Here is a 26,591-nt window from a genome sequence, read left to right as displayed (position 1 = left end):
TCTCCAATCAAGGGCCGGTGTCGACCATCATCCTGCGTGCGGAGTGTTCGCGCACGCGCACCCTGAGCAGGATCGCCGCCAGGACGGAGGCGACGAGGCTCGCCGTCAGCACGCCGACGGTCACGGCGTTCGCCCGCCCCGGGTCGTCGCCGTAGGCCAGGTCACCGATGAGCAGGGAAACGGTGAACCCGATTCCCGCCAGGGTGGACACGGCCGCCATGTCCCGCCAGCTCAGCTCCTCCGCGAGCCTCGCCAGGCCGAGCCGTACGGCCAGCCAGGCGCCGCCGAAGACGCCGAGGAACTTGCCGGCGACCAGGCCCGCGACCACGCCGATCACCACCCGGTCACCGGCCGCGTCGCCCAGTCCGGCCAGGTCGAGCGGGACCCCGGCGGACAGCAGCGCGAACACGGGCACCGCGAGGCCCGCCGAGAGGGGGCGGATCCGGTGGTCGGCCCGTTCGGCGGGGGAGCCCGTCTCGCCCGGTGCGGCGTGCACTCGCGTCATCAGTCCCAGCGCTACCCCGGCGACGGTCGGGTGAACACCACTGATCTCCACGGCGTACCAGGCGGACAGGGCGAGCGGGAGGTAGATCCACAGGCCGCGGACCCGGCGGGCCTGGAGCAGGCCGTACAGGGCGATGATCAACGCCCCGGCCAGCAGGGCGAGGAGGTTCAGGTCGTGGCTGAAGAAGACGGCGATGACGGTGATCGCGCCGAGGTCGTCCACGACGGCGCAGGTCAGCAGGAACGCCCGGAGCGCGGCCGGCATCGCGCTCGCCGTCACGGCGAGCACGGCGAGGGCGAAGGCGATGTCGGTGGCGGTGGGGATGGCCCAGCCGCGGCCCGCGTCCGGCGCGCCCCGGCTCACCGCGAGGTACACCAGGGCCGGCACGATCATTCCGGCGATCGCCGCGATGACGGGCAGCGCGGCCTTGCGGAGGTTGGCGAGCTCGCCGTGGACGAACTCCTCCTTGACCTCGACGCCGGCGACGAAGAAGAAGATCGCGAGCAGGCCGTGCTGGGCCCACCGGTACAGCTCCAGGTCCAGGTGCAGGGCCCCCGGGCCGAAGGAGGCGGCGCGCAGCGCCTCGTAGGAGTCGTGGGAGACGTTGGCCCAGACCAGCGCGGCGACGGCGGCCAGCAGCATGACGACGCCGCCGACGGTCTCGGTGCGCAGCGCCTCGGCGACCTGGCGGCTGTACCGGATGGTGGGCCCGAAGGGCCAGACCTCGGCGGGACGGCGCACGGGACGGCGCGTGGAACGGCGCATGGGACCTCCTGGCAACGCGGCGGAGGCCGTTCCCCCACCGGCCGACCAGACTTCCCGGCACACCTGCCCGCCAGCCTACCCAGGGCGCGAAATGCTCACCGACTCACCGTGTCCGCCGGGCGTCGGCCCCGACCCGCCGCGCGACGGCCCCGGCGAGGGTGGCGGCGATCGTGGCGGAGCACAGCCCGATCGGCACCGCCAGGAAGGCGTACCAGCACAGGGCGGCCTGGACGCTGTCCTGATCGCCCCAGCCCGGATCGATCGTGAGATATACGGAGCAGAGCAGAAGCGGGCCGGCCACGCCCGCGATCACCCCGCTCCGCCTCCGGCCGTACCGCGCCGCCGCCCACACCGCGACGACGCCGCTGACCACGACCGGCCCGATCAGCCCGGCGGTGATCCCGCCGGCCTCGAGGAACGACGCCCGCACCACGCGATCACCGGAACCGCCGGCCCACACCTCCTCCGTGAGCATGGGATCGAAGGCCGGCGCCCTGTCCCACCACCAGGGCCTGGCGAACTCCAGGAGGGAGACCCACAGGATGTAGGTCACAAGGCCGGCTCCGGCCTCCCGGCGCCGCAGTGCCACCATCGCCGCGACGAGGCCGATCACGCCGCCGACGGCCACCGCCCGGACCGCCGCGGACGGGCCGGAGCCGATGCCGGCCTCCGGCGCCGCCGACGCCAGGCCGTACAGGAGCGGGCCGGCGGTCAAGCAGGAGCCGAGCCAGGCCGCCGGCGGCAGCCACCTCCAGGACCACGGCGCGCGCCGGAACAGGCGGTGGGTGATCATGGAGGCGATCAGTGTTGAGGCGGCGGGATACCACGTGGACCGGGTCAGCGGGTGGTCCCAGTCGACGTACTCCGCGTACGAGCCTCCCCTGACCGTCCAGTCGTTGACGCCGAGGCGGTGCGCGACGAGGACCTGCGCGGCCGCCAGGACCGCGGCGACCAGCGCGCAGGCGGCCGAGGCCGAGAGCCGCCACCGCACTCCTTCGTCCCGCCGCGCCGGCCGCCCCGCGGCGGGGCCGGGCGTGTGCGGCCCCGCGCCCGGCCCGCCCGCGGTCACTCGTCGGTCTTGGCGCTCGGCAGCTTCTCGGAGATGAGGTTCATCACCGTGCTGTCGGCGAGCGTGGTGACGTCGCCGATGCTGCGGTTCTCGGCCACGTCGCGCAGGAGACGCCGCATGATCTTGCCGGAGCGGGTCTTCGGCAGCTCGGGGACCACCATGATCTGCCGCGGCTTGGCGATCGGACCCAGCGTCTTCGCCACGTGGTTCCGCAGCTCGGCGGCGATGTCATCGCTCTCCTCGGCGCTGCCGCGCAGGATCACGAACGCCACGATGGCCTGGCCGGTGAGCGGGTCGGTGGCGCCGACCACCGCGGCCTCGGCGACCTTCGGGTGGGAGACCAGGGCCGACTCCACCTCGGTGGTGGAGATGTTGTGGCCGGAGACGAGCATGACGTCGTCGACCCGGCCGAGCAGCCAGATGTCGCCGTCCTCGTCCTTCTTGGCGCCGTCGCCCGCGAAGTACATGCCCTCGAAGCGCGACCAGTAGGTGTCGATGTAGCGCTGGTCGTCACCCCAGATCGTGCGGAGCATGGACGGCCACGGGTCGCGGATCGCGAGGTAACCGCCACCGCCGTTGGGCACCGAGTTGCCCTGGTCGTCGACCACGTCGGCGCTGATGCCGGGCAGCGGGCGCATGGCCGCGCCGGGCTTGGCCGCGGTGACGCCCGGCAGCGGACTGATCATGACGCCGCCGGTCTCGGTCTGCCACCAGGTGTCCACCACCGGGCAGCGCTCGCCGCCGATGTGCTCGCGGTACCAGACGTACGCCTCGGGGTTGATCGGCTCGCCGACGCTGCCCAGGATGCGCAGGGACGACATGTCGTACTTGGCGGGGATGTCGTCGCCCCACTTCATGAAGGTGCGGATCGCCGTGGGGGCGGTGTAGAGGATCGTGACCCCGTACTTCTGCACGATCTCCCAGAACCGGCCGCGGTGCGGGGTGTCCGGGGTGCCCTCGTAGATGACGCTGGTCGCGCCGTTGGCCAGCGGGCCGTACACGATGTAGGAGTGGCCGGTCACCCAGCCGATGTCGGCGGTGCACCAGTAGACGTCGGTGTCGGGCTTGAGGTCGAACACCGCGTCATGGGTGTAGGCGATCTGGGTGAGGTAGCCGCCGGTGGTGTGCAGGATGCCCTTGGGCCTGCCGGTCGTCCCGCTGGTGTAGAGGATGAACAGCGGGTCCTCGGCGCCGTTGGCCTGGGCCTCGTGGGTCTCGGGCTGGCGGTCCACCAGGTCGTGCCACCAGATGTCCTTCTCGGTCCAGGCCACCTCCTGGCCGGTCCGCCGCACGACCAGGACGTGCTCGATGTCCGGGCACTCCTTGACCGCCTCGTCCACGGTCGGCTTGAGGGCGCTGGGGGCGCCCCTGCGGTAGCCGCCGTCGGCGGTCACCACGAGCTTGGCGTCGGCGTCCTTGATCCGGCCGCTGAGCGCGCTCGCGGAGAAGCCGCCGAACACCACCGAGTGGATCGCGCCGATACGGGCGCAGGCCAGCATCGTGATCGGCAGCTCAGGGATCATGGGCATGTAGACGGCGACCCGGTCGCCCTTGCCCACGCCCAGCTCCTGCAGAGCGTTGGCCGTCTTCGAGACCTCGCGCTGCAGGTCGGCGTAGGTGAGGGTACGGCTGTCGCCCTCGGGCTCGCCCTCCCAGTGGTAGGCGACCTTGTCGCCGCGGCCCGCCTCGACGTGGCGGTCGACGCAGTTGTAGGCGACGTTGAGCTCTCCGCCGACGAACCACTTGGCGAAGGGCGGGTTCCACTCCAGCGTGGTGTCCCAGCGCCTGGACCAGGCGAGCCGGTCGGCCTGCTTCTCCCAGAACGCCAGGCGGTCCGCCTCCGCCTCCGTGTAGGCGTCGGCCGTCACGTTGGCGGCCGCGGCGAGGGCGGCGGGAGGCGCGAACCGCCGGGTCTCCTGCAGCAGGTTCGACAAGGTCTCCTGGGTCTCACGCGACTCGGAACCAGGGGTCTCCGGGGTCACTGCGCACTCCTTACGTACGGCCGGTCGGACTGGTCGTGTCCCACTTCACCAGGCCAGCGGTGCCCGCCACAAGAGGTCTAGACAGGTCTGTACCAACCGGTGATAGGGGACCAGCGCGGTTCACAATGGTCTTGACGCTCGGTGACGGACGTCGGGAAAACGTTGTGCTTTCGACACCATAAGAATGGATAAAGCGTTATTCCCATGGTTTTATAGGGGCTTGCGGTGGGCGGTGGTATGCGTTCGCCGAACGGCGCGCCGCGCGTTTCCCGCCGCACGTACCGAACGTTTCGGCGACGGGCCCAAATCGCCCCGGTGGCCGATCGGGACCCGGCCGGAAGCCGGCGGCGCCGTACGGGGGTGGAGACGAGAGCCGCGGGGAGGCCGGTGCGGCGCCGTCCGGAGTACGGGTCGGGTGCTTTGCCGGCCGCTTTGCCGGACGAGGGCCGGGTTTTGCCGCACGGATGCGCGGCCGGGGTCTCAGTGGGCGGAGACGGGCGGTCGGGGGCTCAGTGGGCGGAGGTCCGGCGGGCGGAGATGGGCGGTCGGGAGCTCATTGGGCGGAGGCCCGGCGGGTGGAGACGGGCGGCCGCGGGTCCGCCACGCCGGACCCGCGGGGGCTCCACCTCGTGAGGACGTGCATCCGCGAGGCCGTCATGCCTCGGGGCCCAGGTCGGACCGGTCCGGCGGGCGTTCGGCGAGTCTTCGGTGAGCCTTCGGCGGGTGGAGGCGGGCGGAGGCGGCCCTTTGTTGACCGGCCGGTAGGGTCGGGGGCGTGAACGACCCATTGGCTGCCATCGCCGAGCTCCCCGGGGTGCCCGAGGCCGTCGCCGAGGCGCGCGGGGCCGTGGACCGGCTCTACCGCCATCGCGTGCTGCGGCGTAAGAGCCCGCAGGTGTCGGCCATGTCGGCGCTGCACGGGGCGCGCGCGTCCGCCGCGCTGGACGGTGTGGACATCCCGCTCGAAGCCATCCCCGAGGCCACCGACCCGGTCGTCCAGGGCGCGCTGCGCGTCTCGGCGGAGCTCGGCCGGCTCGGCCCCACGTGGCGTGCGGCGCCGCGCCAGGTGCTGGCCAGGCTGCACACCCTCGCCGCCGCCGGCCTGACCGAGGACCTCGGACGGCCCCGGACCGCCGCGGAGGCGCCCGATCCCCTGGGGGCGGGCCCCGCGCCCGGCCCGGAGGAGACCGTGGCCAGGGTGGACGGGCTGGTGGGCCTCCTCACGGGGACGTCCACGGCGCCCGCCCTGGTCCTCGCCGCCATCGTGCACGCGGAACTGGCGGTGCTGCGGCCGTTCGGGTCGGCGGACGGCGTGGTCGCCCGCGCCGCGGAACGGCTGACCTTGGTGGAGTTCGGTCTCGACCCCAAGTCACTGGTGGCCGTCGAGGTGGGCCACGCCGAACTCGGTTCCGGCTATCCGGAGGCCCTGCGCTCCTACCTGCTCGGCACTCCGGAAGGGGTGGCGGCCTGGGTGCGGCACTGCGCCGCGGCGGTGACCCTCGGGGTACGGGAGGCCACGGCGATCTGCGAGTCCATGCAGCGGGGCTGACCGCGTCCCGGACGCGGTGTGCACGTCCCGGACACGGCGGGGTCTCCCGCGTCCGGAGCGTGCGGCGTGCGGGTACGGCGCCCCGGCGCGCCGGTGGGACGCCCGTCATGCCGGTGCGGGCCGGTGCGGCGGTGACTGCTCGTCATGCCGGTGTCCGGTGTTCCGGTGTGGCGCCTGTCATGCCGGCGGGGTGCCCGGGGCGCCGGTGGAGTGCCCGCCCTGCCCGTGGGCACGGCTTGGCCGTACCCCGCGGACATAGCAGACGGCGCTCCTGGTGTGGAGCGCCGTCGCTGGCACGTCCAGCCGGGTTACCAGGCGTGCACCCTGATGTCACTGAGCGGGTTGGAGCCCGCTCCGACATGCCTCCCGCGGCTCGGCGGCACGTGGGTGCCCGATGGCCATGCCCCGGACAAGTGGTCCGTTGAACCCTTTCTATGCCGGATCGAGGCCGATGGGAACCCCTGAGACCAAGACCTTTACAGACCGAGGGACATTCGTGGGCTAACCTCGCATGTCAGGCATAGGGGACTTGTGCTTATAAAAGCGGCATTGTGGTCGGATGGTCACCCTTCGTGTCCGCGGGGTCCCGGCGAGGGGGGCGGTGAATGAGAAGTTCCTCGCGACTGAATCGTTACCTTAGAAAAACCATAAGAAATCGCCGTTTACTCCTCGACGAAACTCAAGTCGATCGGGCAGCATTGGGGCGTATCCCCGTACCGGGGGGCCGTGGGCGAGTTCGTTTGACAGCGTTCTTGTCCCGCCTCCGATACCGGTGAAGGCTTTCTTCTGAAACGGGACCGGCTCTACCCCCCCAGAGCCGGACCGGTCGGCGACCCCCGCTCTCCCCCCTGCGGGGGTCGCCACTTTTCCGGGGTCCCTCCCCGCGCCCGGCGCGCTCCCGTCCCCTCTCCGACCCGATCCCGATCCCGGTTCCGGTCTCGGCTCCGCCCACAGGGCGCGCTGATCCGGTGGCCCGGCCGCCCACAGGGCGCGCTGATTCGGTGGCCCGGCCGTCCACAGGGCGCGCTGATCCGGTGGCCCGGCCGTCCACAGGGGGCGGCCATGGCGGCGAGGTTTTCCACAGAATGGCGTTCGGTGCCTCGGGGACGGGCGCCTTCCCCGGAAAGTGGCCTTCCGCATTTCAGGGAGGCACCCATGGACCGCCCGCTGGTCATCACCGAAGACCCCGACCTGCTCGACGACCTGCTCCGCGTCGCGGCCGCCGCCGGGGCCGAGCTCGACGTCGCGCACGCCCCGGCACACGCCCGGCCCTACTGGAACCGCGCCCCGCTGGTCGTGGTCGGCAGTGACCTGGCCGATGCCCTGGCCGCCACCGGGCCGCCGCCCAGGCCCCGCGTCCTGCTGGTCACGCGCGCTCCGGATGAGCCCGACACCTGGCGCAGATGCGTCGCGGTCGGCGCCCAGTCCGTCCTCGAACTACCGTCGGCCGAGCGGCGGCTGGTCGACGAGTTCGCCGACGTCGTGGAGCCGGCCGAGCGGGCGGGGCGCGTGGTCTGCGTCGTGGGCGGGAGCGGCGGAGCGGGGGCCAGTGTTCTGGCCGCGTCGCTGGCGCTGAGCGCCTCCCGCCGCCGCCTCCGCACCCTCCTCGTGGACGCCGACCCGCTCGGCGGGGGCCTCGACCTGCTTCTCGGCCAGGAGGAGGCCGAAGGAGCCCGCTGGCCCGACCTGGTCGCCCGTGAGGGAAGGATCAGCTTCACCGCCCTCCAGGCCGCCCTGCCCTCCTTCGCCGAACTGACCCTGCTCTCCTTCCACCGCGGGGAGGTCCAGGCCATTCCCGCAGAGGCGATGCGCTCGGTGCTCGAATCGGGCACGCGCGGCTTCGATCTGGTGATCGCCGATCTCCCCCGCCGCCTCGACCCGGCCGCGGCGGAGGCGCTCGGCCGGGCCGCCGTCACCCTGCTCGTGGTCGCGGCCGACGTGCGCGGCGTGCTGGCCGCCGCCCAGGTCCTGACCGGGCTGCGCGAGCACACGGGCGAGGTGCGCGCCGTCGTGCGCGGCGGGGTCCTCGAAGAGAGCGTGGTCACCGCCTCACTGAACGTCCCCTCCGCGGGCACCCTGCCCGACCAGCCCCGGCTCGTCGCCGCGCTCAACCGCGGCGACGTCCCGCCGGTCGGCCGCCGCACCTCCCTCGGCCGTTTCTGCTCCTCGTTCCTGGACTCGCTGTACGGACCCGAGAACGGAGCCGGGGCGTGAACCGGGAGCCGGCCGCGGGCCGCGCCGGCGACCGCTCCACCGGCACGGCCGCCGCCGTCTCACCCGATCTGGTGGAGGCGGTCCGCGTACGGCTGGCCCGGGCCGGCGTCGAGCCCAGCGCCGCGCACGTCGCCGCCGCACTCAGAGCCGAGCGCGCGGTGCTCGGTGACGCCGAGATCCTGGCGGTCGCCCGCGCCCTGTGCGCGGACCTGATCGGAGCGGGCCCGCTGGAGCCCCTCCTCGCCGAGGCCGAGGTCACCGACGTGCTGGTGAACGGCCCGCGCGAGGTGTGGGTCGACGACGGATGCGGTCTGCGCCGGACACCGGTCGTCTTCCCCGGCGAGGCCGCGGTCCGGCGGCTCGCCCAGCGCCTCGCCGCGGCGGCGGGGCGGCGCCTCGACGACGCCTGCCCCTACGTCGACGCCAGGCTTCCCGGGGGTGTCCGACTCCACGCCGTCCTGCCGCCGGTGGCGCCCGGGGGCACCTGCCTGTCCCTGCGGCTCCCGCCCCGGCGTGCCTTCACTCTCACCGACCTCGTCGAGGCGGGCATGATCGCGGCCGGCACCGTCCCGGTGCTCACCGCGGTGGTCGAGTCCAGGCTCGCCTTCCTCGTCACCGGCGGCACCGGCACGGGCAAGACCACACCCCGGTAAAGACATACCTAGCAAACGGCCCTGAGCCGGTGCTGGAACACCTTCTCAGGGCCTTGATCCCCACCTGCAAGACCAGGAGAGGACCCATGAACGACGTTACCGGACCCCCCGAGCCCAACGACATCTCCGCGCTGATCAGTGGCGCCGAGGCGCTCCTGGCCGCGACCGCGCCGGTTGAGCCGCCCGCACCGCCGACGGCCGAGACGAGGCGCGTGCGCCAGCTGCGGGCCGAGGTGGCCGAGGCCCGGCTGCTGGCCGAGCTGCAGGACGACGACACCCCCCTGAGGCTGGACACGGTCCGCGTGCGCAACCGGCGCCGGGCCGCCTACGAGGCCGCCAGGCTTCACGAGCTGGCGCAGGACCCGATGATGCGGGCCTGGCAGGCCTCCCGGATGCGGCGGCTCCTGGTGGCCGTGTCCATGGTGTCGCTGACCCTCGCGCTGGCCTGGTCGACGGCCGGTGTCCAGGTGTTCGCCTCCGAGGGCGCCCCGGCCTGGTCGCCGTCGTGGGTGTTCGCCTGGCTGGTCGAGCCGTTCATGAGCATGGCCCTGCTGGTCGTCGTCGGCGCCCGCGCCTACATGGCCAGCCACGGCCAGCCCATCACGAGCAAGACGCTCACGCGGATCGAGTGGCTGTTCTTGGCCCTGACCCTCGGCATGAACGCCTGGCGTCACCTGCCCGGCGTCGCCGCCGACTTCAGCCTGTCCGCTCTGATGCTGCACATCCTCGGGCCCATCGTCGCGGTAGCCATCGTGACCGCCCTGCCGATCATCCTGGCCGCGTTCACCGCGCTGGACCACGGCCGGAGCACCGGCACGCAGGCCTCCGGTTCCACCCCTCCGGCGGTCCGGCGGCCGTCGCCTGCCGCCCCCGCTGACCAGCAGTCGGAGGGGGTCCCGGCGACCCGGACGGCTACCCCTCCGCGTGGCCGCTCGCTGGCCGATCACCGGACGGAGCTGACCCTCCTGATTGCGAACGGTGCTCTCCCGGCGAAGCCGTCGGCGGAGGCCATCCGCAAGGCCCTCGGTTGCAGCCGTGAGGCCGCTAAGACCCTCCGCGACGAACGCTGAACCCCCGGCCCCCACGCGGGGCTGACGAAGCCACAGAGACAGTACGACCCCGGTCGGTGTTGGCGCACCGGCCCGGGGTCTAGGGCCACCCCTGCGTAACCAGGAGCGAACCTTGCCCAACCGTACCCCGGGGATCCGTCGGGCTGAGATCCCGGCCGATCACTTCACGACGATCAGCAACAGGTGGGTCCGCGACAAGCGGCTGACCTGGAAGGCGCGCGGCGTCCTCGCCTGGCTGGCCTCCCACAAGATCGGGTTCCGGATCTCGGAGAACACCCTCATCGCCGCCGCGCCCGAGGGCCGTGACGCCGTGCGTGGCGCCATCAAGGAGCTGGAGACGCACGGCTACCTTGTCCGGGAGCGCCAGCGCGCCAGCAGCGGGAAGCTCGGCCGCGTCGACTACATCCTGTGCGACCCCTGGACGGCCGGAAACCGGCAGGTCAGCACCAACGACGGATTTTCCGTCCCTGGTGACGCCGCCACCCCCGCACCTACGACGGAAAACCCGTCGAAGGTTCCGACCAGCGGAAACAGGGTCGACGCCCAGGCCGCGCCTACGACGGAAAACCCGCCGCAGGTCCCGACCAGCGGAAACGATGCATCGCCGCAGGTCAGCACCAACGACGGAAAATCCACCCCTATAAGAAGAACAGAAGACCAGAAGAACAAGAAGAAGACCACTGATCATCTTCTCGCCGTAGGCGAGCGAACGGTCCGTACCGCGCGAGGGACCGCGCAGACGCCTCCGGCGAACGAGGAAGATCATTCTCGGCTGGCTGGTGACGTACTCGGCCAGATGCCGGACCACTACCGCCAGGCCCCGGCCTGGCTGCGCTCCCGGATGCTCAAGCGGATCTCCGAGGCGCTGGCCGATCACGAGCCCCTGGCCCTCATCGCCTACGCCCACAAGTTCGCCGCCGACCCGAATTTCGGCAACTACGAGCACCTGCGGCGGTTCGCCGACGTGGTCCGGAAGCTGGACGCCGACGTTGCCGACGGCACCGCCTGCCCCGGCTGCGGCCGCGACCCGATGCACACCTTTTGCTCCGCCGACATCGAGGGAGGCACCCGATGAGCGCCGATGCCGTAGAGATCACCCTGCGCGGCTCTGAGCGGGCCTCTCAGCCCGTTTCCCCGGCCAAGACGATCAAGACCACCCCCGAAGCGGACAAGGCCTCTGCGGGCCCTATCAGCGACGAGAAGGCCGTCCCGGCCGGGGGTTCCGGATCCACGGGCCGCGCCTCCACCGAGCGGCCGCTGTCGCCGGGCGACGCGGGGGCCCTGCGGTACGCCGTGAGCATCCTCAGCCACGGGGCCGCGCGGACGCCGCTGCACGTCTGGGAACGCGCCTGGGACTGGCTCAAGGTGGCGCACCTGCGCGAGGGCGGCACGCACCGGGGCCCGGTCGCCGAGCGGCACGCGGCCACCTACACGGCGCTGCAGCAGAGCAGGGCCCGCCGGGCCGGTGCCGTGGCCAAGGTCGCCGCCTGGCCGTGGACGACCCGGGCGAAGGTCGGCAAGATGCCCGTCGCCGTCGTGACCTGGGGCGTTTCCGCAGGTGAGGGGGTGTATGCAGCTCAGCCGGCAAACCCCCTCCTGGACGCCGTCCTCGGCGGGTTCAACGGCCTAGTCGTCGATGCGGCCGCCGCTGTCGTCCACCTGGCCAGCCCGGCCGCTCTGCCTGCCGCTGGTCTCGCTGGCCTGGCGGCCGTCGGCGGGAGCATCCGCCGGGAGCATGACCGGCGCCGGGCGCTGCTGGCCGTCCGCGACGGGGCCGATATCGGCGTGCGCGAGGACGGGGAGCTGCTCGCGGCGGTCCCGATCGCCGACTGCTCGACCCCCAACGCCGCCATGGAGGCCGTCCGCCGGGCCCTGGCGATTGAGCGGGTCAACGTCCGGCCGCTGTCGGCCACCGCTACGCCGTGGGGCTGGGAGGTCGTCGTCCAGATGCGCAAGGGCCAGCCCGGCGACATCACCCGCGTGGCGGCCGACCTGGAGACGCTGCTCGACGTCCGGGAGGCCGGGGTCCTGGTGACCCCGCACCGGGACCGGCGGGCCCGGGTGACCCTGCGGGTGGTCGAGTCCGACCCGTGGGCCGACATGCCGGAGGTTCCGGACTACGCGGGCCAGGGCTGGACCGTACGGGACCCGATCTGGCTCGGCCAGCGCCTCGACGGCGCCCAGATCCGCACGCCGTTCGCCAGCAAGCACAGCCTGATCCTGGCCGCGTCCGGCGGCGGCAAGTCGGTCCTGCTGCGGCTCATCGCCGACGGCCTCGGCGCGGCCGCCGACGTCCACCTGTGGGACCTGGACCCCTCGGGCGTCGGCCAGGCACCGCAGGCCGCCGTGATGGGCCGGGTGGCGCTGGACCCGGTCGACTGCGAGACCGCGCTGACGGACGCCGTGGCCATCGCCGTGGCGCGGACGCGGTTGCTGCGCAAGCTCGGCATGGGCGACTCGTGGCAGGCCTCGCCGGAGCGTCCGGCCCTGGCGGTGATCGTGGACGAGTACCCGCGCCTGACCCCGGCCGGTCGGGAGGCGGCGGTGTCGCTGCTGCGGATCGGCCGCAAGGCGGCCGTGTTCCTCATCTTCGCCAGCCAGGACGCCAAGAAGGACACCCTTGGTGACTCCATCGCGGGTCAGGTGGCGTTCCGGGCGGCCGGGCCGGGGCTGCAGGACTGGCAGGCCGATCTGTTGTTCGGTGCGGGCGCGAGGGCGCGCGGGTGGGACCCGGGCCGCTACCAGCCCGCCACCTCGGCTGACTCCCCGAACGACGCCGGGACGTTCTACGTGGCCGGGGCCGGGGAGGACATGGCCCTGCCCATGCGGGTGGGCTACATGCCGGGCGCTGTGGCGCAGACCCGCGCCGAGCGGTACGCGGTCCTCGGCCGGTGCCCGCTGCTGGACGCCGAGACCCTGACGGCCGCAGGCCTGGACGCGGCCAGCGTCTACGTCCGCACCGACGACGGGGACGCGGCCGCTCCAGTTCCCCTGGTTCCGGTCGAGCCGGAGCCGGTTCCGGCGGAAGCCCTGGCCCTGCTGGAGGCCATCGCCGACGACGTCCAGGCCTGGCCGGGTGAGTGGGTGCCTGCCGCCGAGCTGGCCACCATGGCCGCGTCCCGCATGGGGTGGGAGCCGGGCCGGGTCGCCGAGATGCGTACGGCCGGGCTGCTGGACGCGGCGGGGATCCCCTCGCGGCGCCGGTCGACGGGCGTGGTCCGGCCCCGTGCGGCGCTCCTGACGGCCGTTGGCCGGGACCTGACCGCCTCCCCCTAGCTGCACGCAGGGTGACGCCTGGGGGTCTGCATGAAGGTCTGCAGCTGGTCTACACGGTGCAGACCCGGTGTAGACCCCGTGCAGACCCCGTGACCTGCCGGAAACGGCCTCTACGGGCTCGCTGGGGACGGGGGAGAGCCGGAAGGGCCCACCTGCGGAAACGATCCGTGACCCTCCCCCCTCTCGCCAGCAGCCACCCCCGCCCCGATTCTCACGCTCTGCAACCGAAAGGACCCCCCGATGGAGCTGTTCCTCGCCTTCCTGGTCGCCGCCCTGGTGGTCGTCGCGGTCTCCCACCAGCGCAACCCGCTCAAGGTCTGCCCGAAGTGCAAGGGGGCGGGCATGCTCCCCTCGGGCATCCGGTCCAGGCGCTACCGGCCGTGCCCTCGGTGCGGACGGAAGGGGGAGATCAGCACCCGCTGACCGCCCGGCCGGTTCTCCGCCCCGTAGGGTCCGCCCTGCGGGGCGCCCTCATGCTCGGGGACGACCGGTTCCGTCTCGGTGCCGGGTTACCCAGTAACTAGGTGCTCGGCGGGTCTGCAGGGCCAAAAGCCGTGCTTTCGCAGGTCAGGGCATGGATGAGGGAGGCCGCGGAGGTAGCCGGCCAGTTGGGAGGCGGTTCCGTGGTGCGGAAGGGCGGTCCCAACTTCGGGGAGGGGGTTTTCCGGGTTTCAGTCGGGGGCCGTTCAGGTGACGCAGTAACTACATGCCCCTGAACGGCCCCGGCCGGGTCACGCTGTAGGCCCCTCGGGGGCCACGTAGGCGTGTTCGGACTCCCGGAGCTGCTGGTCCAGGAGTCGGGCCTCCGCCATGCGGCCGAGGGTCGCCGCGAACGTCATCAGCAGCTCGGCCTGGGCGTAGGTGAGGCGGTAGCGGACAAGCTCCTCGGCCGCGTCCTCCTGGCCGTCGATGACGAGCGCCAGGGACTCAAGGGCCCGGGTGGTGAACGAGCGTAGGGCGAGGGCCTCGCTCGCGTTGGCCAGGCACATGCTGAGCCGCTCCAGGGGCGGAGGCTTCCTCACAGCACGGATCCGATCAGCACCGTGCGGCCGTTGACGACGGCCGTGGGCGTGTGGCCGATGGCGGCCTGCTGAAACGTGGCCACGGGCGGCGGTGTGGGCCCCCCGCTTGAGCTGATGCCGTGGGCCGGGAAGTAGGCGCGTATTCGACCCACCGGCGGCCGGGGGCTGGCCACCGGGGGCGCAGCGCCCAACGTCGGGCGGGGGGCCGCCAGGGGGTCCCTGGGCATCTCGTGGGAGTCGTCCTCCCTGGTGGTCACGTGCTCGGTGAAGCCTTGGAGCGCATCGCCGAACGCCTCGACACGCGCACGGCGCGCAGCGGTCAGCTCGGAAGTGGCGTCGAAGTTGATCACGAGCTATCCCCAGGGGTTCGACAGCACGAACAGACTGGTCGTCCGCTGGCCCATGAGACCCGGGGTGCCGAGCATCTCGTACAGAACCCCTTCCCGCGTCAGCGTGTCCACGGTCTGCCGGAAGTCGCCGGGGCCCGCGTTCGGGAAGGCCTGGCGGAAGTCCTGCTCCACCTGAGCCGTTTCGGCCCGGCGGTTCTGCGCCATGTAGCCGTTGATGATGCCGACCATGGCCGGGCCGACGGCCGACAGAAAGTCCTGGTGCTGCGCCTGCTGCTCGGCGGCGGCCCGCTGCTGCGCCTGCTCGGCCCGGCTGGCGAGGTTCTCAGGGCTCCAGAAGCCGCCATTTCCAGAAGGGCGCGCGTTCGCGTTGAAGCTCATTTGTCAGATGCCTTTCGCTTGTTCAGACGGATTTCCCGCTCGGCCTTCCGCCTGGCCTCGTGGGTGTAGATGTGCCAGAAGGTGAAGGCCTCGCCCTGCTCCTCATCAGCGATGATGTCGGCCACGGCGGACAGGCCGAACACCGGAACCAGGCGGTCCAGGAACCGGAAGCTGGTCAGGTGGCTGCCGCTCTTGAGCCGCCACATCTGATAACTGGTGCTGCCGATCTTGCGGGCCAGGGCGTGTCCGTTTATGTCATGTTTTTCGAGCATGGTTGTGAAGCGCTCGGGGGATACCTTGACGCCATTCATATAGCTATGGTAGCTGCTATATTCTCCGAATTTATAGCGCCGGGAATTGCTCCTCGGCGCCATTCCGGGAATCGGCCACTGTCCCGCGCCGAGGGGCCTCAGCCGCGCGGGAGACCAGGCCGGGGACCCTCGGGGCGGGCCGGTTAAGGGTGAGGGGGGCGGCGGCGGCGGGGGCGGCCGCGTCGGCCAGCTGGCGCACGCGGGCCAGGGTCACGGGGGGGAGGGGCGGCCACGAGGGGCCGAACGGGTCGCCGAGGGCATCAACGCCGCAGGGATGAATGGGGGCGTTCAGCCACCGGTCCTGATACGCGTAGGCAGGCACTCGTGCCTCAACCTGGCCCCGTTCCCGATCAGGTCAGGATCGTTCCACCGAGGATGTGTTGCGCTGCAAGCAGTACTGCTGGTCTATCGCACATGACCGCCCAGTCGTCACCAAAAAGAATCCTTGAGGCGACTCTTAAATCACGATATGACTGTGCGAGCCCGCGAAGTTCAACCGATCGGTCCACCGCGTTCTTGTACGCCATGAATGTCACAGTAATTCCTGATGGCGTGACACACGATCCGCTTTCGATGCGGCGATAGCCCAGTTCAGGCGCAACATGGAACGCCATGAAATTTTCACATATAACGCCGCCTTCGATGAATCGCTCATATATCGGCCAGATGATCCGGTCAGGGGCTTCGGCGATTTCATCCTCCGAGTTCACGGAAGGGCTTGCCGTTGCCGTAGGGGCTGGGGCTGCAACGCCAGCTGAATCGCCTTCCCCGACCATGTTCGAGAGGACCAAGAACAATCCCACCACCAAGGCGACAACAGCTGTCGCATAGCTAACAAACAGCACGGTGCCGGTAGTGGTTGGCTCCGGGAGTTCCGGCTCGGCGATCTCCTCGTCGGTCGTCCACCACCCCCACCCCTCAGGGGCGGCTGGCCACGAAGGATCTGGTTCCCAGCCTGGTCCCGGTAGCCAGCCTGCCGCTGGGGTTGGCCAGCCGGGCGGTGGATTGAAACGGTGGCCAGGGCCAGGCCGAGGAGGAATGAGCACAAAAGGTAACCGTCAGTGCACGGCCTGGTGTTACAGCTTCTCTTACGCGTTTCGTCGCAGGGATCATCCCGGCGGGTGAGCATGACGGCATGGACGACGATGGCCTTGTCTCAGCTCTCACCCGGCTCACGGACGACGCACGACGGGCATGGCGAGCCCGCGACGCAGGAGCATCCGATCAAGAAGTGGCGGCCATCATGGGTGGCCCGGCGTGCCAGGGACCCGGGCCGGTGAAATCTGGACGAAAAATCGGTTCCACGGGCTCGACCCGTGAAGAGCCGGATGAGGTGAAACCCTCACCTGGGACTCCAGCAAAACGGGATTGACCGGTGAACTGTCCGCGCCAGGAGGCCGTCTCACATGCGCCACATCACCCCATCCTGGGAGCGTCCCCTTGTTCAAACGCATGGCTGCTTCGGCCTTCCTGGCCGGATCCCTGCTCGCAGTGCCGGCCGCCGTTATCCCCACTTCTGCCGCGACCGCTCAGGCGGCCGTTTCTGCGGGTAGTCACGCGGCGTGCCAGTACCGGCAGGACGGGAGAGTCTGGCGGTGTATCACCCCGGGCGCGTTCTGCCCGGCTGCCGCACACAGCCGCTACGGCTACGCCAAGGTGTCCGGGAGGAAGTACAAGTGCACCTTCACCCGGGGCGACATCAGGTGGCGGTGGAAGCCGGTTCGCTGACCGGGAATGACAGAGAGCGCCTGCCCCGTGTGACGGGCAGGCGCTCTTCGGTGTCCAGAATCGACTTAGCGTCCGAGGTCAGGCCGTCAGGGCTGGGCCGCTACAGGCCGGTGACGGGGTTGTCGGTCCAGCGGTCGCCCTCTTCCAGGTAGCCGAGCAGGGCGGTGGAGCCGTCGGCCCATCCACCGTGACGGCCGATCCTCTCCAAGGCGGCCCCATTGCGGCGGGCGGCGGTGGCGAACCCGCGCCGGAGGCTATGACCGGTCCAGCGGCCGTCCAGACCGGCGGCCGAGGCGATCCTGCCGACGATCTCCCCGCAGGCCTCGGCGGTCATGCGCCCCTGCGGGTCGCCAATGGTGCGGCCACCACGGGTCATCGGGGGAGCGATGCGGCCGTGGCGGTCGATGCGGACCAGCAGCGGGCCAGCCGTGCGCCCGGCCTCGGCCATGGCGGCCACCAGGTCCCGCACGGCGCGCACGGGGCAGGTGGCAGGGACGCGGCCATAGGGCACGGCAACCTCGGTGAACTTCTTGATCTTGCGCCGGTAGATGTTCACCAGGAGGCCCTCGGGCGTCTCGCGGACGTCGGCGATGTCCAGGGCCACCAGCTCGGAGACGCGGGCCGCGCAGGAGTAGCCGAGCAGCAGGGCGGCGGCGTCGCGCTTCCCGGCCAGGGCCGAGCGGTCCAGCGTGGCCAGCATCGCGCGCAGGGCATCGGGTACGGCCGCGTCGGCCTTGCGGGGGCGGGCGGCCGGGTCCTTGGCCAGGGCCAGGCGCTCACGGTAGCCGGACAGCACCTTGCGGGCGGCCTTGGTCTGAGGCGGGGCCACGTCGGCGCCGTTGTGCATCGTGCGGACGGCTGCCAGGGCCCGCTCGATGCTGGACGGCGCCAGCGGGCGGCCGGTCTTCGCCGACGGGGTCGCCGTCAGGTGCGTGACGTACTCGGTGATGGTCTCGGCCGTCGCCGGGAGTGGGAGGCGGCCGTGTCGAGCGCACCAGGCGGTGAAGGCCGACCAGTCGGAGGCGTACGCCCGGCGGGTCGAGGCGGGGACGCCCGCCAGGATGGCCTCCCGGGCCGCGTCGCTCAGGGTGAAGTCGGCGGCCGAGTGGGCGGGCCGGGCGACAGGGGCGGCGGCCGTCACGGCGGGGACCGAAGCAACGGGGGCGGGGAGGAGGTCAGTCACGGGGGTGCTCCTGGGGCGTGGGTCCAACGGCGAAGCGGTTGTGGCTCTTGAGAAGAAACATTATCAAGAGTCAGGCATGAAAAAGAAGCACCCAGGCGCCTGGGAGAGCGCGTGAGCCGTCACAGCGATTCGGCGGGATCGGCGTCGTGCTCCAGGGGTTGAGGTATCACAGGTTATGCAGGCGACTGCGGGAGTACTAGCCCCTCGGCCAAGCCGGGAAGTCCGATAGGGGGACAGGACCAGTCGGCAACCGTGGATAGGTCAACCTCACCGCCGGAGAACTCCGCCTCGTGGAACTTGACCGTCCCGCCGGAGAACACCGCGTGGCTGAACTGGACGGCGCCACCTGAGAACTTCGCCCCGATGAACTTGACCTGGCCGCCGGAGAACGTCGCCCCGTGGAACTTGACCGTCCCGCCGGAGAACACCGCGTGGCTGAACTGGACGGCGCTACCTGAGAACTTCGCTCCGCTGAACCCAACCTGGCCGCCGGAGAACGTCGCCCCGTTGAACACGACCCGGCGGTCGGAGAACGTCGCCCCGTTGAACCCAACCTCGCCGCCGGAGAACTTCGCCCCGCTGAACCCAACCTGGCCGCCGGAGAACTCCGCGTCGTCGAACCCAACCCGGCCACCGGAGAAGACCGCGTCGTTGAGCCCCACCGTGCCGCCGGAGAACTTCGCCCCGCCGAACCCGACCGAGCTGCCGGAGAACTTCGCGTGGTTGAACCCAACCTCGCCGCCGGAGAACGTCGCCCCGTTGAACCCAACCTGGCCGCCGGAGAACTCTGGGCGGTTGAATACGACCGTGCCGCTGGAGAACGTCGTGAGCGCGAACGTGACCTGGCCGCCCGAGAACGCCGCGTCGTTGAACGCAACCCTGCCGCCAGAGAACACCGCGTGGTTGAACCAGACCTGGCTGCCGGAGAACTCCGTGTCGGTGAACGTGACCCGGCTGCCGGAGAACACCGCACCGCTGAACCAGACCCCACCGCCGGAGAACTTTGCGCGGTTGAACGCGACCGTGCCATCGGAGAACTTCGCCCCGCCGAACCCAACCTGGCCGCCGGAGAACTTCGCGTCGGTAAACGTGACCACGCCGCCGGAGAACACCGCACCGCCGAACCTAACCGTGCCGTCGGAGAACTTTGCGCGGTTGAATCTGACCGCGCCGCCGGAGAACTTCGCATCTGTGAAATCTGCGTCATGGTCGAAAACCACACCGGTGAAGTCGAGATCAGCGCCTGACCAGGAGATAGGGGCGTCACGCCGCAGGTGCGCACCGATGAGGCGCAGGATCGTGGCGCGGACCTCTCGCAGGGCCCGCCAGGTGGCCGGTCCGGCGGGGTCCTGGTCGGCATCGGGTTCGGGCCCAAGTGGCATGCGGAGATAGGCGCACAGCACGTCGATACACATCTGACGGCCACCGGGCCAATCGTCGGCGAGGGAGGCCAAGGCATGAACAGCAGCCAGGCGGACGGCGGCGGAGGCGTCTCCAAGCTTGGCTGAGGCCTTGTCGAAGCGGTCGACATACAGCTTGACGTCCTCGCGCCGAGAGGCTTCCCGGGCCCGATGGTTCTCCTCCTCCCCGATGCGCTGCTTGCGGTAGGCGACGACCAAGGCCACCACGCCGCCGATTCCGCCGATGACCGCGAGCACGATCTTCAACGTGTCGAGGAACTCAGCGACGGTTGGCCTCTTGCTGGTCGCATCCGGGAGGCCGAGCCAGGCTAATGCGCCGAGCAGGAGCAGCCCTGTCGCCGTCACAGCAAGTGCCAGGGTGAGGGTCAGGGCCCAACCGATCGGCAGCAGTTTGACCGGCTTCTCCTCAAGAGCTGGCCGGCGATTTCGCCGGATGAACTGGGGGAAGCGCCACATGACGCCCACTTTGCCCGACGACTGGCGTGCCGACAGGGGAATACGTGAACGGGTGACGTACGCGATGCCGTCGGCGCCTCGGCCGGGCCGGTCGGCTGGAGACGAACCCCGGACACGCCATGCCCCGATCGCATACCTTCGGCCGCATGGTTCACGTCTGCGAGGTCTGCAAGGAAAGCATCACCCCCGACCGCCGGGGCAAGGTCCGTGTGGAGGGCGTGACGCACCGCAGCGCGCCCAAGGCGTGGGTCTGGGGACCGGTGCCCTGCCACCCGGACTGCCGCCTGAAAATGTCGACGCCGTATGACGATCAGATCGGCTCCGGCGACTACCAGCTCACGTGGCAGGACATGACGGCTATCTGAGACGATCCCGATTCCCTATCCTGTCGTTCAGTTTGGAATCTCGGTCACAGAACGAACGGAAACCAACCGGTGGTCATAGGCAAACGCAGCAACGCTACGCACCTCCAGGCCGCGAACTTGTCCCCTTTCGACTTGTGGGGACACAACGGCTGGTGCAACCAGGAGGTCGCTGGGGAGAGCCATTACCTCCCCGCGTTGGAAAAAGTGCTCCGCGTGGGTGGCAAGGGGCTCGACGAGTTTGAGACAACCGCACTCCTAGTCCCCGAACCAGCCAATCGGCATGACCCGAACGCGGTGGCAGTGCTGGTGCAACACGAGACCGTCGGATACCTTCCGCGGAAGGATGCGGCCAGATACCAGGCCTTGCTCAGCCATCTGGCCGCTTCCGGCTTCGTCGCCCGCGTGCCTTGTCGTGTCTGGGGTGGGAGGGTTACTGATCACGACTACGACCGGGCCGGTCGAGTCGCGATGACCGAACGGTTCAGAGCGAGCGTCACCCTCGCGCTCGCTGAGCCACACCTTTGCCTGCCGGTGAACACTGCGCCGCAAGCGCCGCACGTCGTGCTCCCGCAAGGCGGGGCCATCCAGGTGAGCGGTGAAGAGCATCATCTGGCCGAGATCAAGCCACTGCTGCGGGCGGAAGGTGAGAGCTACGCGTACGCGACGCTGCATGAGGTGAACGACTCCAGCGGGCGCGCTGTGAAACAAATCGTCGAGGTGCGGCTCGACGGAAACCGTGTCGGACAACTGACGCCGAAGATGAGCGGTGAGCTACTCCCGGCGATACGCCACCTTGACGGCATGGGATATCTGGCTGCCGCCAGGGCGAAGCTGAAAGGCAATCACCTCAAGGCGGAGGTGACACTCTATTGCGTCCGCGCGCATGAGCTGCCGCATGACTGGCCGGGCCCAATCGGGCACGCCCTGCCGGACGTGCAGACGGTACAGCGATCCGGGGCACTCACAGGCGGCGACTCATCGCCCGCAGGTCCGGCCGTTGTTGATCATGCACCTATTCCGCCGAGACCAACCCGGATCAGATTCGTCGTACCACCAGGCTGGCCACCGGCTCCTGAAGGCTGGGAGCCTCCGCCCGGCTGGCGACCGGATCCGTCCTGGCCCAAGGCGCCGGATGGCTGGAGCTTTTGGGTCGCAGAGTGACGCGTCGCCTCTCAACTGATGGATTCAGGCCGTCATGAAGCGGCCACTGTTCCCGCTCCACGGTGCTCGACCGCGCCCAACTCCCGAGAAACCGAGGGGCGGCGTTGTGGCGGAGTTGGTAGGCGCACGGGGGCCACGGGGCAGGGGTCCGGGGAGCCGGTCGACGGACCGGGGGCACGGGGGCGGGCCCTGGCGCGGTTGCCGACGGCGGGGAGCTGGTCGACGACGGCTAGGAGCACGAGGCCGACAGACGGCCGACGCGGCCGCCACGGACGCCAGCGGGCACCGGAGGACACGGGGTGTGTGGATATGGGGGAGACAGGGGGAGTGGAGGGGAGACGGCCCGGACATCCGCCGATTTTCCGCCAGCTGGCCGGCTGATTTCCTGCAGATTTTTGACCTGCGGAAACGCCCCGGAACGGGGGAAAATCCGCCCCGTCGGCGGAGGCTGGCCACGGTGCCCGGTGCGGGGAGACGGTCGCAGGGATGGCGTACGTGTTCTGAGGGGGTTCTAGGGCATCCTCGGCGCCTCGGCCTGGCCGATTTTCCGGCGCCGTTCCGTAGGGACATCCGACGTCAGCCAGCGTCCCCAGCCAGGAGACGGCGCCATGTCTCCTCGGCGGCAGCCCGGACCCATGAGTCCCGGCTGAGAACCCGCTCCACCCCTTCCCGGCCGGTGCGGGTGCGGCGGATCCGGAACCGGCCCCGGTAGGACACCAGCTCGTAGCTGACGGGCACACAGCCGCAGGTATGGGCGATGACGCGGCCGGGCTCGCCAGGATCGGCCCACCAGGTGAGCCGTACGGCATCGGGGCAGAGTGGAGCGACGTGGGGGGAGAAGCCGAGGCACTCGCGGCCGATCCCGCCCGCCCGTATGAGCTGTTGCCGTTTCCAGCGTGACAACGTGCTGGGCGGCACTCCCAGACGGCCGGTGATCGAAACGAGGGTCTCCCCCTCGGAGAGCAGGCGCAGGGCGGCGGCGCGTACCGCTGGAGACCACCACGGGCGTTCGGCCGTCACCGGATCACCAGCTGTGGGCGGGGGCGTCGTGCCCCCTGCGGGCCGCTGCCGGGAGCCCCTCCAAGCGAATGACAGCGACCCGCAGGGGGCACGCACAGATACCGGCCACGCATGAGGCCCCTCAGCTGATTTTGTTCTCCAGGCCAAGTTTCAGCAGCGTAACCCCTGTGACCCTATGGTCACAACCGGTTAGTGACAGGAGAGGCTATGAACATAGGTGACTGTGATCGATCACGGTGCCGACCGGCCAGTTCACCGCCAACTGGCGGACCTGCTGCGCGCCGACATCGCCGCCGGACGTCTCAAGCCGGGCGGGATGCTCCCATCGCAGGCCCGGCTCATGCAGATGCACGACCTTGGCCCCGTGGCCGTACGGCAAGCGCTGGCCATCCTCCGCGCCGAGGGTCTGATCCGCACGGTGAAGGGTGAGGGGTCGACGGTCATGGTTTACGACCGCCAGCCCTACCGTGTGGCGGCCGGTGCGGACGTGGAGATCCGCATGCCGTCCCCGGAGGAGCGCAAGCAGCTCAAGGACGCGGCGGCCGGGGAGACGGAGATGCCCGAAGGGGTGCCCGTCGCCGTCGTCAAGCCGGGGCCGCGCAAGCATCGGGTCCTGCTCAGGGGTGACCGGTGGCGTCTGGTGTTCGGGGACGAGCCGCAGAGCTAGACGTGCGTCTCCCAGCTCCCGGCATGTCGGTAGACGGGTATGCCGCGATAGGCGCCAGGGGTCGGTTCGTGAGTACGCCAAGCTGGCGGCCATGTTCCCGCCCGAAGACGACCCCCTGTGGAGCGTCGAGAAGATCGCTGGGTACCTCGACGTCGACAACGACTGGGTCCTCGGCTTCGCCCGCGATCATGGTCTTGACCTCTTCGACATAGGCGGGAGCAACCTCCGGGCCTGCCGGAGCGATGTCCTCCGCTTCGCCCTGCGAAACAGCCGCGCCCACCTCGACCAACCCGATTCCCAGGGACAGGACCGGGAGACCGACAACGGCTCCGAGGGGCCAGTTGCGGCCCAGCCGCCGCCTCAGAAGGAACCGGCAAAGCCGCTCGAAGGGTGGAGGCCCATCCCCTCGGAGCACGGCAGGGAGTTCGACCTTTTCCCCATAGGCGCGCTCGCCGCCGCCCTGGACCGTCGGCCTGACACCATCAGGCACTGGGAGCGCCAGGGCTGGCTGCCTCCCGCACACCGCTCCACCAGCTATGACGAACGCGGTACACGCCGCCACTACACCCGCTCCCAGATCTTGGCCATACACCGCATCGCTCAGGAGGAAGGCGTTCTCAAGCCCCATGCCCGGCCAGGCTGGGTAAGGAGTACCCGCTTCGTCGAGCGGGTCCGAGCCGCGTTCGAGGAGCCCCCGCCCGAGTCCAACCCCTGAGCTGGGAGAAGCCGGGGCCCTGACGTAGCTACTTACTGTGGGGCACCGGGTCGGCCACCCGGCCGAGCCAGAACGCCGCGTGATGCTTCGGACCTGCGGGTCCTGCGGGCCGCTCGCTGGGACGGGAGGCGGCCGGCTGACCTCCGCCCGGCTCGTCGAGGTCCTCGGCGTAGGCGCGGACTTGGTCGGCGGACGGCATCCGCAGGAGCCGGTAGACGCGCGTCCCGGACGTACGTCCCGGCCTGGTCGTCACCCACTCGTCATCGGCCAGGGCCCGCACGTACGCGCCGATCTCGGCGCCGGTCCAGCCGGTATGCCGTTCCAGCTGAGCCGTGGACACTTCTACCTCCCGGTGCCCCTCGGCGAGTCCTGCCAGCAGGAGGTAGAGCAGGACGGCCGCGGACGGCACGAGGGCCTCCACGAGGCTCGCGGGGACGACGAGGTACTCGTCATCGGGGAACGTCACCGCCGAGTACGGCGCGGCCGGGAAGGCAGGCATGTCGCGGGTCATTCTGGCCTCCTCCAGGCCTATCGGTGGGTTCGGCTATCGCTGCAGGCCTGGAGCTTGGCCAGCTCCTCCTCACTGAGCGGATCGGCGTCGAAGTCCAAGACCTTGCTGATGAGGTCGAACGAGTGGCTGGGCCCGTAGGCCTCCAAGGCGGTGTCGAGCCGGATGCGGATAACCTCCGGATCGTTCATCTTTTCGAGCGCCTTCTCGACGGCGTTGAAAGACGCATCGTGTTGCTCCTCCAACTCGTTAACGAACTCCAGCTGGTCCCTGCCAAGCATGCCGTTGATCCAGCGGCCGGCCAGCGTGAGGCAGATACTGATGTGTTCCCAGCTGGCCAAGTCCCGGTCGGACATCACCGGTTCAACGACCTTGGCGGCTGCTTCCTGCTTGGCCTGGGGCTCAACCTCGGCCACGGGGGTGCGGATCTTGGCGGTCGGCCGGTAGCGGTTCGTCCGGCCGTGGACGGCGTGCTCGTCGATCTCGACGAGGCCGAATTCCTCCAGTTGATCGGTGTCCGGCTGGGTCGTCTTGGGGTGCAGCTTCGTTCCGGGGTAGCGGATGAACGCGGCCAACTCGGCGCGCGTGATGTAGGCCCATCCGTAGCTCTCCGGCCGGTTCTTGTCATGACCCTTGATGATCATCAGGATGACCCAGATCCGAATTGCCCGGGGGCTGGCCCCGCTGGTCATGATCTCGCGGGGGAGCCTCGCCCATCCCTTGCCCTCCAGGTACGGGGCGAACTTCGTGTCCTCGATGCCGTGGAACGTGTCCTCGGCGGACGGCCAGTCGTGGAGGATCGGGCGCTGGCCTTCGTGGCCGAGGTCCTCGAAGCTGACCCACCCCGAGGCCCTGAGGCGTGCCAGGGACCGCTTGACGATGTCCTTGCTCACGCCGAAAACGTCCATGAGGTCGGAGCGCTTGAACGGCCGGATGAGGCCCGTGACGTAGTCCCTGTTCGACTCGAAGAACCAGAACAGGAGGCAGTCGAAATCTTTGAGGTGGTCCGAGAGCGCGACGCGGATATTGGCCTGCGCGAACCTCTTATTGGCGCTCTGGCCTGCTACACTAGTCACAGATGAATCCGATCTTCATCTCATCGGCCCGGAGTGTTTGCACCACTCGCGGGCCTTTTTATTTGCGGGATTTTCCCCGCATTTCACTCTAGCAGGGTGCCCGATTCCGGGCGTAGCCCGGCATGGTCGGATGGCGGCCTTACGCCGATTGGAATACTCGCCAGTTGGGATTTAGGGAATTGCAAAAGTAGATGGCCGTCACGTCACCCGGTGCTTCGGAATGCCATCCCGGCTTCCGGAATCCGGAGTGGGTGGGGTGCTCAGGGACTCCAGGGGGGTGCTGAGAGACTCCGGGTGGGGTGCTCGGAGACTCCAGGGCAGGGGCTGGGAGGCTCCGGGTGGGGGGCTGGGAGACTCCCTAAACTAAGAGGTTCTAGAAGGGTTAGAGAACTTAGAGCGATGTACTACGTACATCGCCCGTCAAGCGCTGCGCGCTCGACGGACAGGAGGGGCGCGAACCCCGTTTCAAACCCTGGGCCGGAGGGTGTGAGGGCTGGATACTCGGGCGGGAAATCGGGGGACGGGTACCCCCGGCCCCTGACACGGCCTCCGGCCGGTTTATCAGCCGGATGCACGGGATTCCCGGCCCCGCCCCGGGCCTCCGGCCTTAGCTGCCCCTGCACGGCCCTGAGGGCCATTCTCCGGCCTTTTCGGCACCTGTCCGGCCCTAGTTCCCGGCCCACGCCGGGAAAGTGGCCCTGGGTGCGTCTGAGGCCTCCGCCGGTAGCCACCGGCAGCCCTCGGCGAATATCCGACGGAGTTTCCGGGACCCTTATCAGGTGCCGCCGTCGGCTGGCAAACAACATGGTAACTAGGCAAGCTGTGAATTTAAATTCCCCGCCGGGCTTGCACATCCCAACTAACCCCTCCGTAGCATCTTGCCCGTGATCAACCAGGTGAATGACTCCCCCGTGCGTGCGGTGAATGATCGGGCCCCGAGGAGCGAGTACAAGTACGCGGCGCTCGTGCGCGAAATCATCGACGGCTTTCCTCCGCTCACGGCCGGGCAGAAGGCCCGCATCGCCGTCCTGCTGCGGGGCGCTGCTCCGGCGGTGGTCGAGGCGCCGGAGAGCACCAGCGACGCCGCCTGAGGCCGCGAAAAGCCCTCAGGCAGGCATCCGCCGGGGCGTGTGCGACCCCCGGACCG

25 protein-coding genes are annotated in these 26,591 nt (G+C 70.1%); 12 read left to right on the top strand and 13 right to left on the bottom strand.

What is annotated here, in order from left to right:
* Nucleotides 1-7: 7 nt before the first annotated feature.
* From nhaA to acs, 3 genes are all read right to left on the bottom strand, one after another.
* Nucleotides 8-1,270, bottom strand: coding sequence for a Na+/H+ antiporter NhaA (gene nhaA, locus IEZ10_RS23155; protein ID WP_229811547.1), 1,263 nt, complete (start codon nt 1,268-1,270; stop codon nt 8-10).
* 103 nt (nt 1,271-1,373) lie between these two features.
* Nucleotides 1,374-2,261, bottom strand: coding sequence for a hypothetical protein (locus IEZ10_RS23150; RefSeq protein WP_189248614.1), 888 nt, complete (start codon nt 2,259-2,261; stop codon nt 1,374-1,376).
* Between the two features lie 74 nt (nt 2,262-2,335).
* The gene (gene acs / locus IEZ10_RS23145; RefSeq protein WP_189248613.1) at nt 2,336-4,321 is read right to left on the bottom strand and encodes an acetate--CoA ligase; all 1,986 of its coding nucleotides are present in this window, start codon (nt 4,319-4,321) and stop codon (nt 2,336-2,338) included.
* Between the two features lie 775 nt (nt 4,322-5,096).
* Here acs and IEZ10_RS23140 point away from each other — a divergent pair.
* The 7 genes from IEZ10_RS23140 (at nt 5,097) to IEZ10_RS23110 (ending at nt 13,506) form a co-directional block, all read left to right on the top strand.
* The gene (locus IEZ10_RS23140) at nt 5,097-5,870 is read left to right on the top strand and encodes a Fic family protein (protein ID WP_189248612.1); all 774 of its coding nucleotides are present in this window, start codon (nt 5,097-5,099) and stop codon (nt 5,868-5,870) included.
* A 1,155-nt stretch (nt 5,871-7,025) separates the two neighbouring features.
* Nucleotides 7,026-8,084 (top strand): septum site-determining protein Ssd, encoded by a 1,059-nt coding sequence (gene ssd / locus IEZ10_RS23135; protein WP_189248611.1) that lies wholly within the window; start codon nt 7,026-7,028, stop codon nt 8,082-8,084.
* Nucleotides 8,081-8,737: an ATPase, T2SS/T4P/T4SS family gene (locus IEZ10_RS23130; protein WP_189248610.1), complete on the top strand. Its 657-nt coding sequence runs from the start codon at nt 8,081-8,083 to the stop codon at nt 8,735-8,737. The genes ssd and IEZ10_RS23130 overlap by 4 nt, the downstream gene beginning before the upstream one ends.
* A gap of 86 nt (nt 8,738-8,823) precedes the next feature.
* Nucleotides 8,824-9,807 (top strand): MntP/YtaF family protein, encoded by a 984-nt coding sequence (locus tag IEZ10_RS23125; RefSeq protein ID WP_189248609.1) that lies wholly within the window; start codon nt 8,824-8,826, stop codon nt 9,805-9,807.
* A gap of 112 nt (nt 9,808-9,919) precedes the next feature.
* On the top strand, nt 9,920-10,882 hold the full coding sequence (locus IEZ10_RS23120) for a hypothetical protein (protein WP_189248608.1): 963 nt from the start codon (nt 9,920-9,922) through the stop codon (nt 10,880-10,882).
* A complete protein-coding gene (locus tag IEZ10_RS23115) occupies nt 10,879-13,083 on the top strand; it encodes an ATP-binding protein (protein WP_189248607.1) in 2,205 nt (734 codons plus the stop codon). The genes IEZ10_RS23120 and IEZ10_RS23115 overlap by 4 nt, the downstream gene beginning before the upstream one ends.
* A gap of 240 nt (nt 13,084-13,323) precedes the next feature.
* The gene (locus IEZ10_RS23110; RefSeq protein ID WP_189248606.1) at nt 13,324-13,506 is read left to right on the top strand and encodes a hypothetical protein; all 183 of its coding nucleotides are present in this window, start codon (nt 13,324-13,326) and stop codon (nt 13,504-13,506) included.
* Nucleotides 13,507-13,814: 308 nt separating this feature from the next.
* Here the strand turns inward: IEZ10_RS23110 and IEZ10_RS23105 are convergent, their stop codons facing one another.
* The 7 genes from IEZ10_RS23105 to IEZ10_RS23075 form a co-directional block, all read right to left on the bottom strand.
* Nucleotides 13,815-14,105, bottom strand: coding sequence for a hypothetical protein (locus IEZ10_RS23105; RefSeq protein WP_189248605.1), 291 nt, complete (start codon nt 14,103-14,105; stop codon nt 13,815-13,817).
* Nucleotides 14,102-14,455, bottom strand: a complete 354-nt coding sequence (locus IEZ10_RS23100) for a hypothetical protein (RefSeq protein ID WP_189248604.1) — start codon at nt 14,453-14,455, stop codon at nt 14,102-14,104. Before IEZ10_RS23100 ends, IEZ10_RS23105 begins: the two co-directional genes overlap by 4 nt.
* A 3-nt stretch (nt 14,456-14,458) precedes the next feature.
* Nucleotides 14,459-14,833 carry a hypothetical protein gene (locus tag IEZ10_RS23095; RefSeq protein WP_189248603.1) on the bottom strand — a complete coding sequence of 125 codons (375 nt, stop codon included), beginning with the start codon at nt 14,831-14,833 and terminating at the stop codon, nt 14,459-14,461.
* On the bottom strand, nt 14,830-15,144 hold the full coding sequence (locus tag IEZ10_RS23090; RefSeq protein ID WP_189248602.1) for a hypothetical protein: 315 nt from the start codon (nt 15,142-15,144) through the stop codon (nt 14,830-14,832). Before IEZ10_RS23090 ends, IEZ10_RS23095 begins: the two co-directional genes overlap by 4 nt.
* A gap of 350 nt (nt 15,145-15,494) precedes the next feature.
* Nucleotides 15,495-15,989 (bottom strand): hypothetical protein, encoded by a 495-nt coding sequence (locus tag IEZ10_RS23085; protein WP_189248601.1) that lies wholly within the window; start codon nt 15,987-15,989, stop codon nt 15,495-15,497.
* Between the two features lie 983 nt (nt 15,990-16,972).
* Nucleotides 16,973-18,055, bottom strand: coding sequence for a tyrosine-type recombinase/integrase (locus tag IEZ10_RS23080; protein ID WP_229811546.1), 1,083 nt, complete (start codon nt 18,053-18,055; stop codon nt 16,973-16,975).
* A 173-nt stretch (nt 18,056-18,228) separates the two neighbouring features.
* Nucleotides 18,229-19,932 (bottom strand): pentapeptide repeat-containing protein, encoded by a 1,704-nt coding sequence (locus tag IEZ10_RS23075; protein WP_189248600.1) that lies wholly within the window; start codon nt 19,930-19,932, stop codon nt 18,229-18,231.
* Between the two features lie 146 nt (nt 19,933-20,078).
* Between IEZ10_RS23075 and IEZ10_RS23070 the strand changes: the two genes are divergently transcribed.
* Nucleotides 20,079-20,297, top strand: a complete 219-nt coding sequence (locus IEZ10_RS23070; RefSeq protein ID WP_189248599.1) for a hypothetical protein — start codon at nt 20,079-20,081, stop codon at nt 20,295-20,297.
* A 204-nt stretch (nt 20,298-20,501) separates the two neighbouring features.
* Nucleotides 20,502-21,458 carry an HIRAN domain-containing protein gene (locus IEZ10_RS23065; protein ID WP_229811578.1) on the top strand — a complete coding sequence of 319 codons (957 nt, stop codon included), beginning with the start codon at nt 20,502-20,504 and terminating at the stop codon, nt 21,456-21,458.
* 576 nt (nt 21,459-22,034) lie between these two features.
* Here IEZ10_RS23065 and IEZ10_RS23060 read toward each other — a convergent pair.
* On the bottom strand, nt 22,035-22,478 hold the full coding sequence (locus IEZ10_RS23060; RefSeq protein WP_189248597.1) for a helix-turn-helix domain-containing protein: 444 nt from the start codon (nt 22,476-22,478) through the stop codon (nt 22,035-22,037).
* A 217-nt stretch (nt 22,479-22,695) separates the two neighbouring features.
* Here IEZ10_RS23060 and IEZ10_RS23055 point away from each other — a divergent pair, with 217 nt between their 5' ends.
* The gene (locus tag IEZ10_RS23055; protein WP_189248596.1) at nt 22,696-23,145 is read left to right on the top strand and encodes a winged helix-turn-helix domain-containing protein; all 450 of its coding nucleotides are present in this window, start codon (nt 22,696-22,698) and stop codon (nt 23,143-23,145) included.
* Between the two features lie 91 nt (nt 23,146-23,236).
* A complete protein-coding gene (locus IEZ10_RS23050) occupies nt 23,237-23,860 on the top strand; it encodes a helix-turn-helix domain-containing protein (RefSeq protein WP_189248595.1) in 624 nt (207 codons plus the stop codon).
* A gap of 28 nt (nt 23,861-23,888) precedes the next feature.
* On the opposite strand, the gene IEZ10_RS23045 is transcribed toward IEZ10_RS23050, so the two are convergent.
* Together IEZ10_RS23045 and IEZ10_RS23040 are read right to left on the bottom strand one after the other, a co-directional pair.
* Nucleotides 23,889-24,371, bottom strand: a complete 483-nt coding sequence (locus IEZ10_RS23045) for a hypothetical protein (protein ID WP_189248594.1) — start codon at nt 24,369-24,371, stop codon at nt 23,889-23,891.
* 17 nt (nt 24,372-24,388) lie between these two features.
* Nucleotides 24,389-25,444: a hypothetical protein gene (locus tag IEZ10_RS23040; protein ID WP_189248593.1), complete on the bottom strand. Its 1,056-nt coding sequence runs from the start codon at nt 25,442-25,444 to the stop codon at nt 24,389-24,391.
* A gap of 884 nt (nt 25,445-26,328) precedes the next feature.
* Between IEZ10_RS23040 and IEZ10_RS23035 the strand changes: the two genes are divergently transcribed.
* Nucleotides 26,329-26,535, top strand: coding sequence for a hypothetical protein (locus IEZ10_RS23035; protein WP_189248592.1), 207 nt, complete (start codon nt 26,329-26,331; stop codon nt 26,533-26,535).
* Nucleotides 26,536-26,591: the final 56 nt, after the last annotated feature.

The organism is Streptosporangium pseudovulgare, from assembly GCF_014648055.1.
Taxonomy (GTDB): domain Bacteria; phylum Actinomycetota; class Actinomycetes; order Streptosporangiales; family Streptosporangiaceae; genus Streptosporangium; species Streptosporangium pseudovulgare.
The sequence above is the reverse complement of the archived record's forward strand: the minus strand, read 5'-3'. Positions and strand labels throughout refer to the sequence as shown.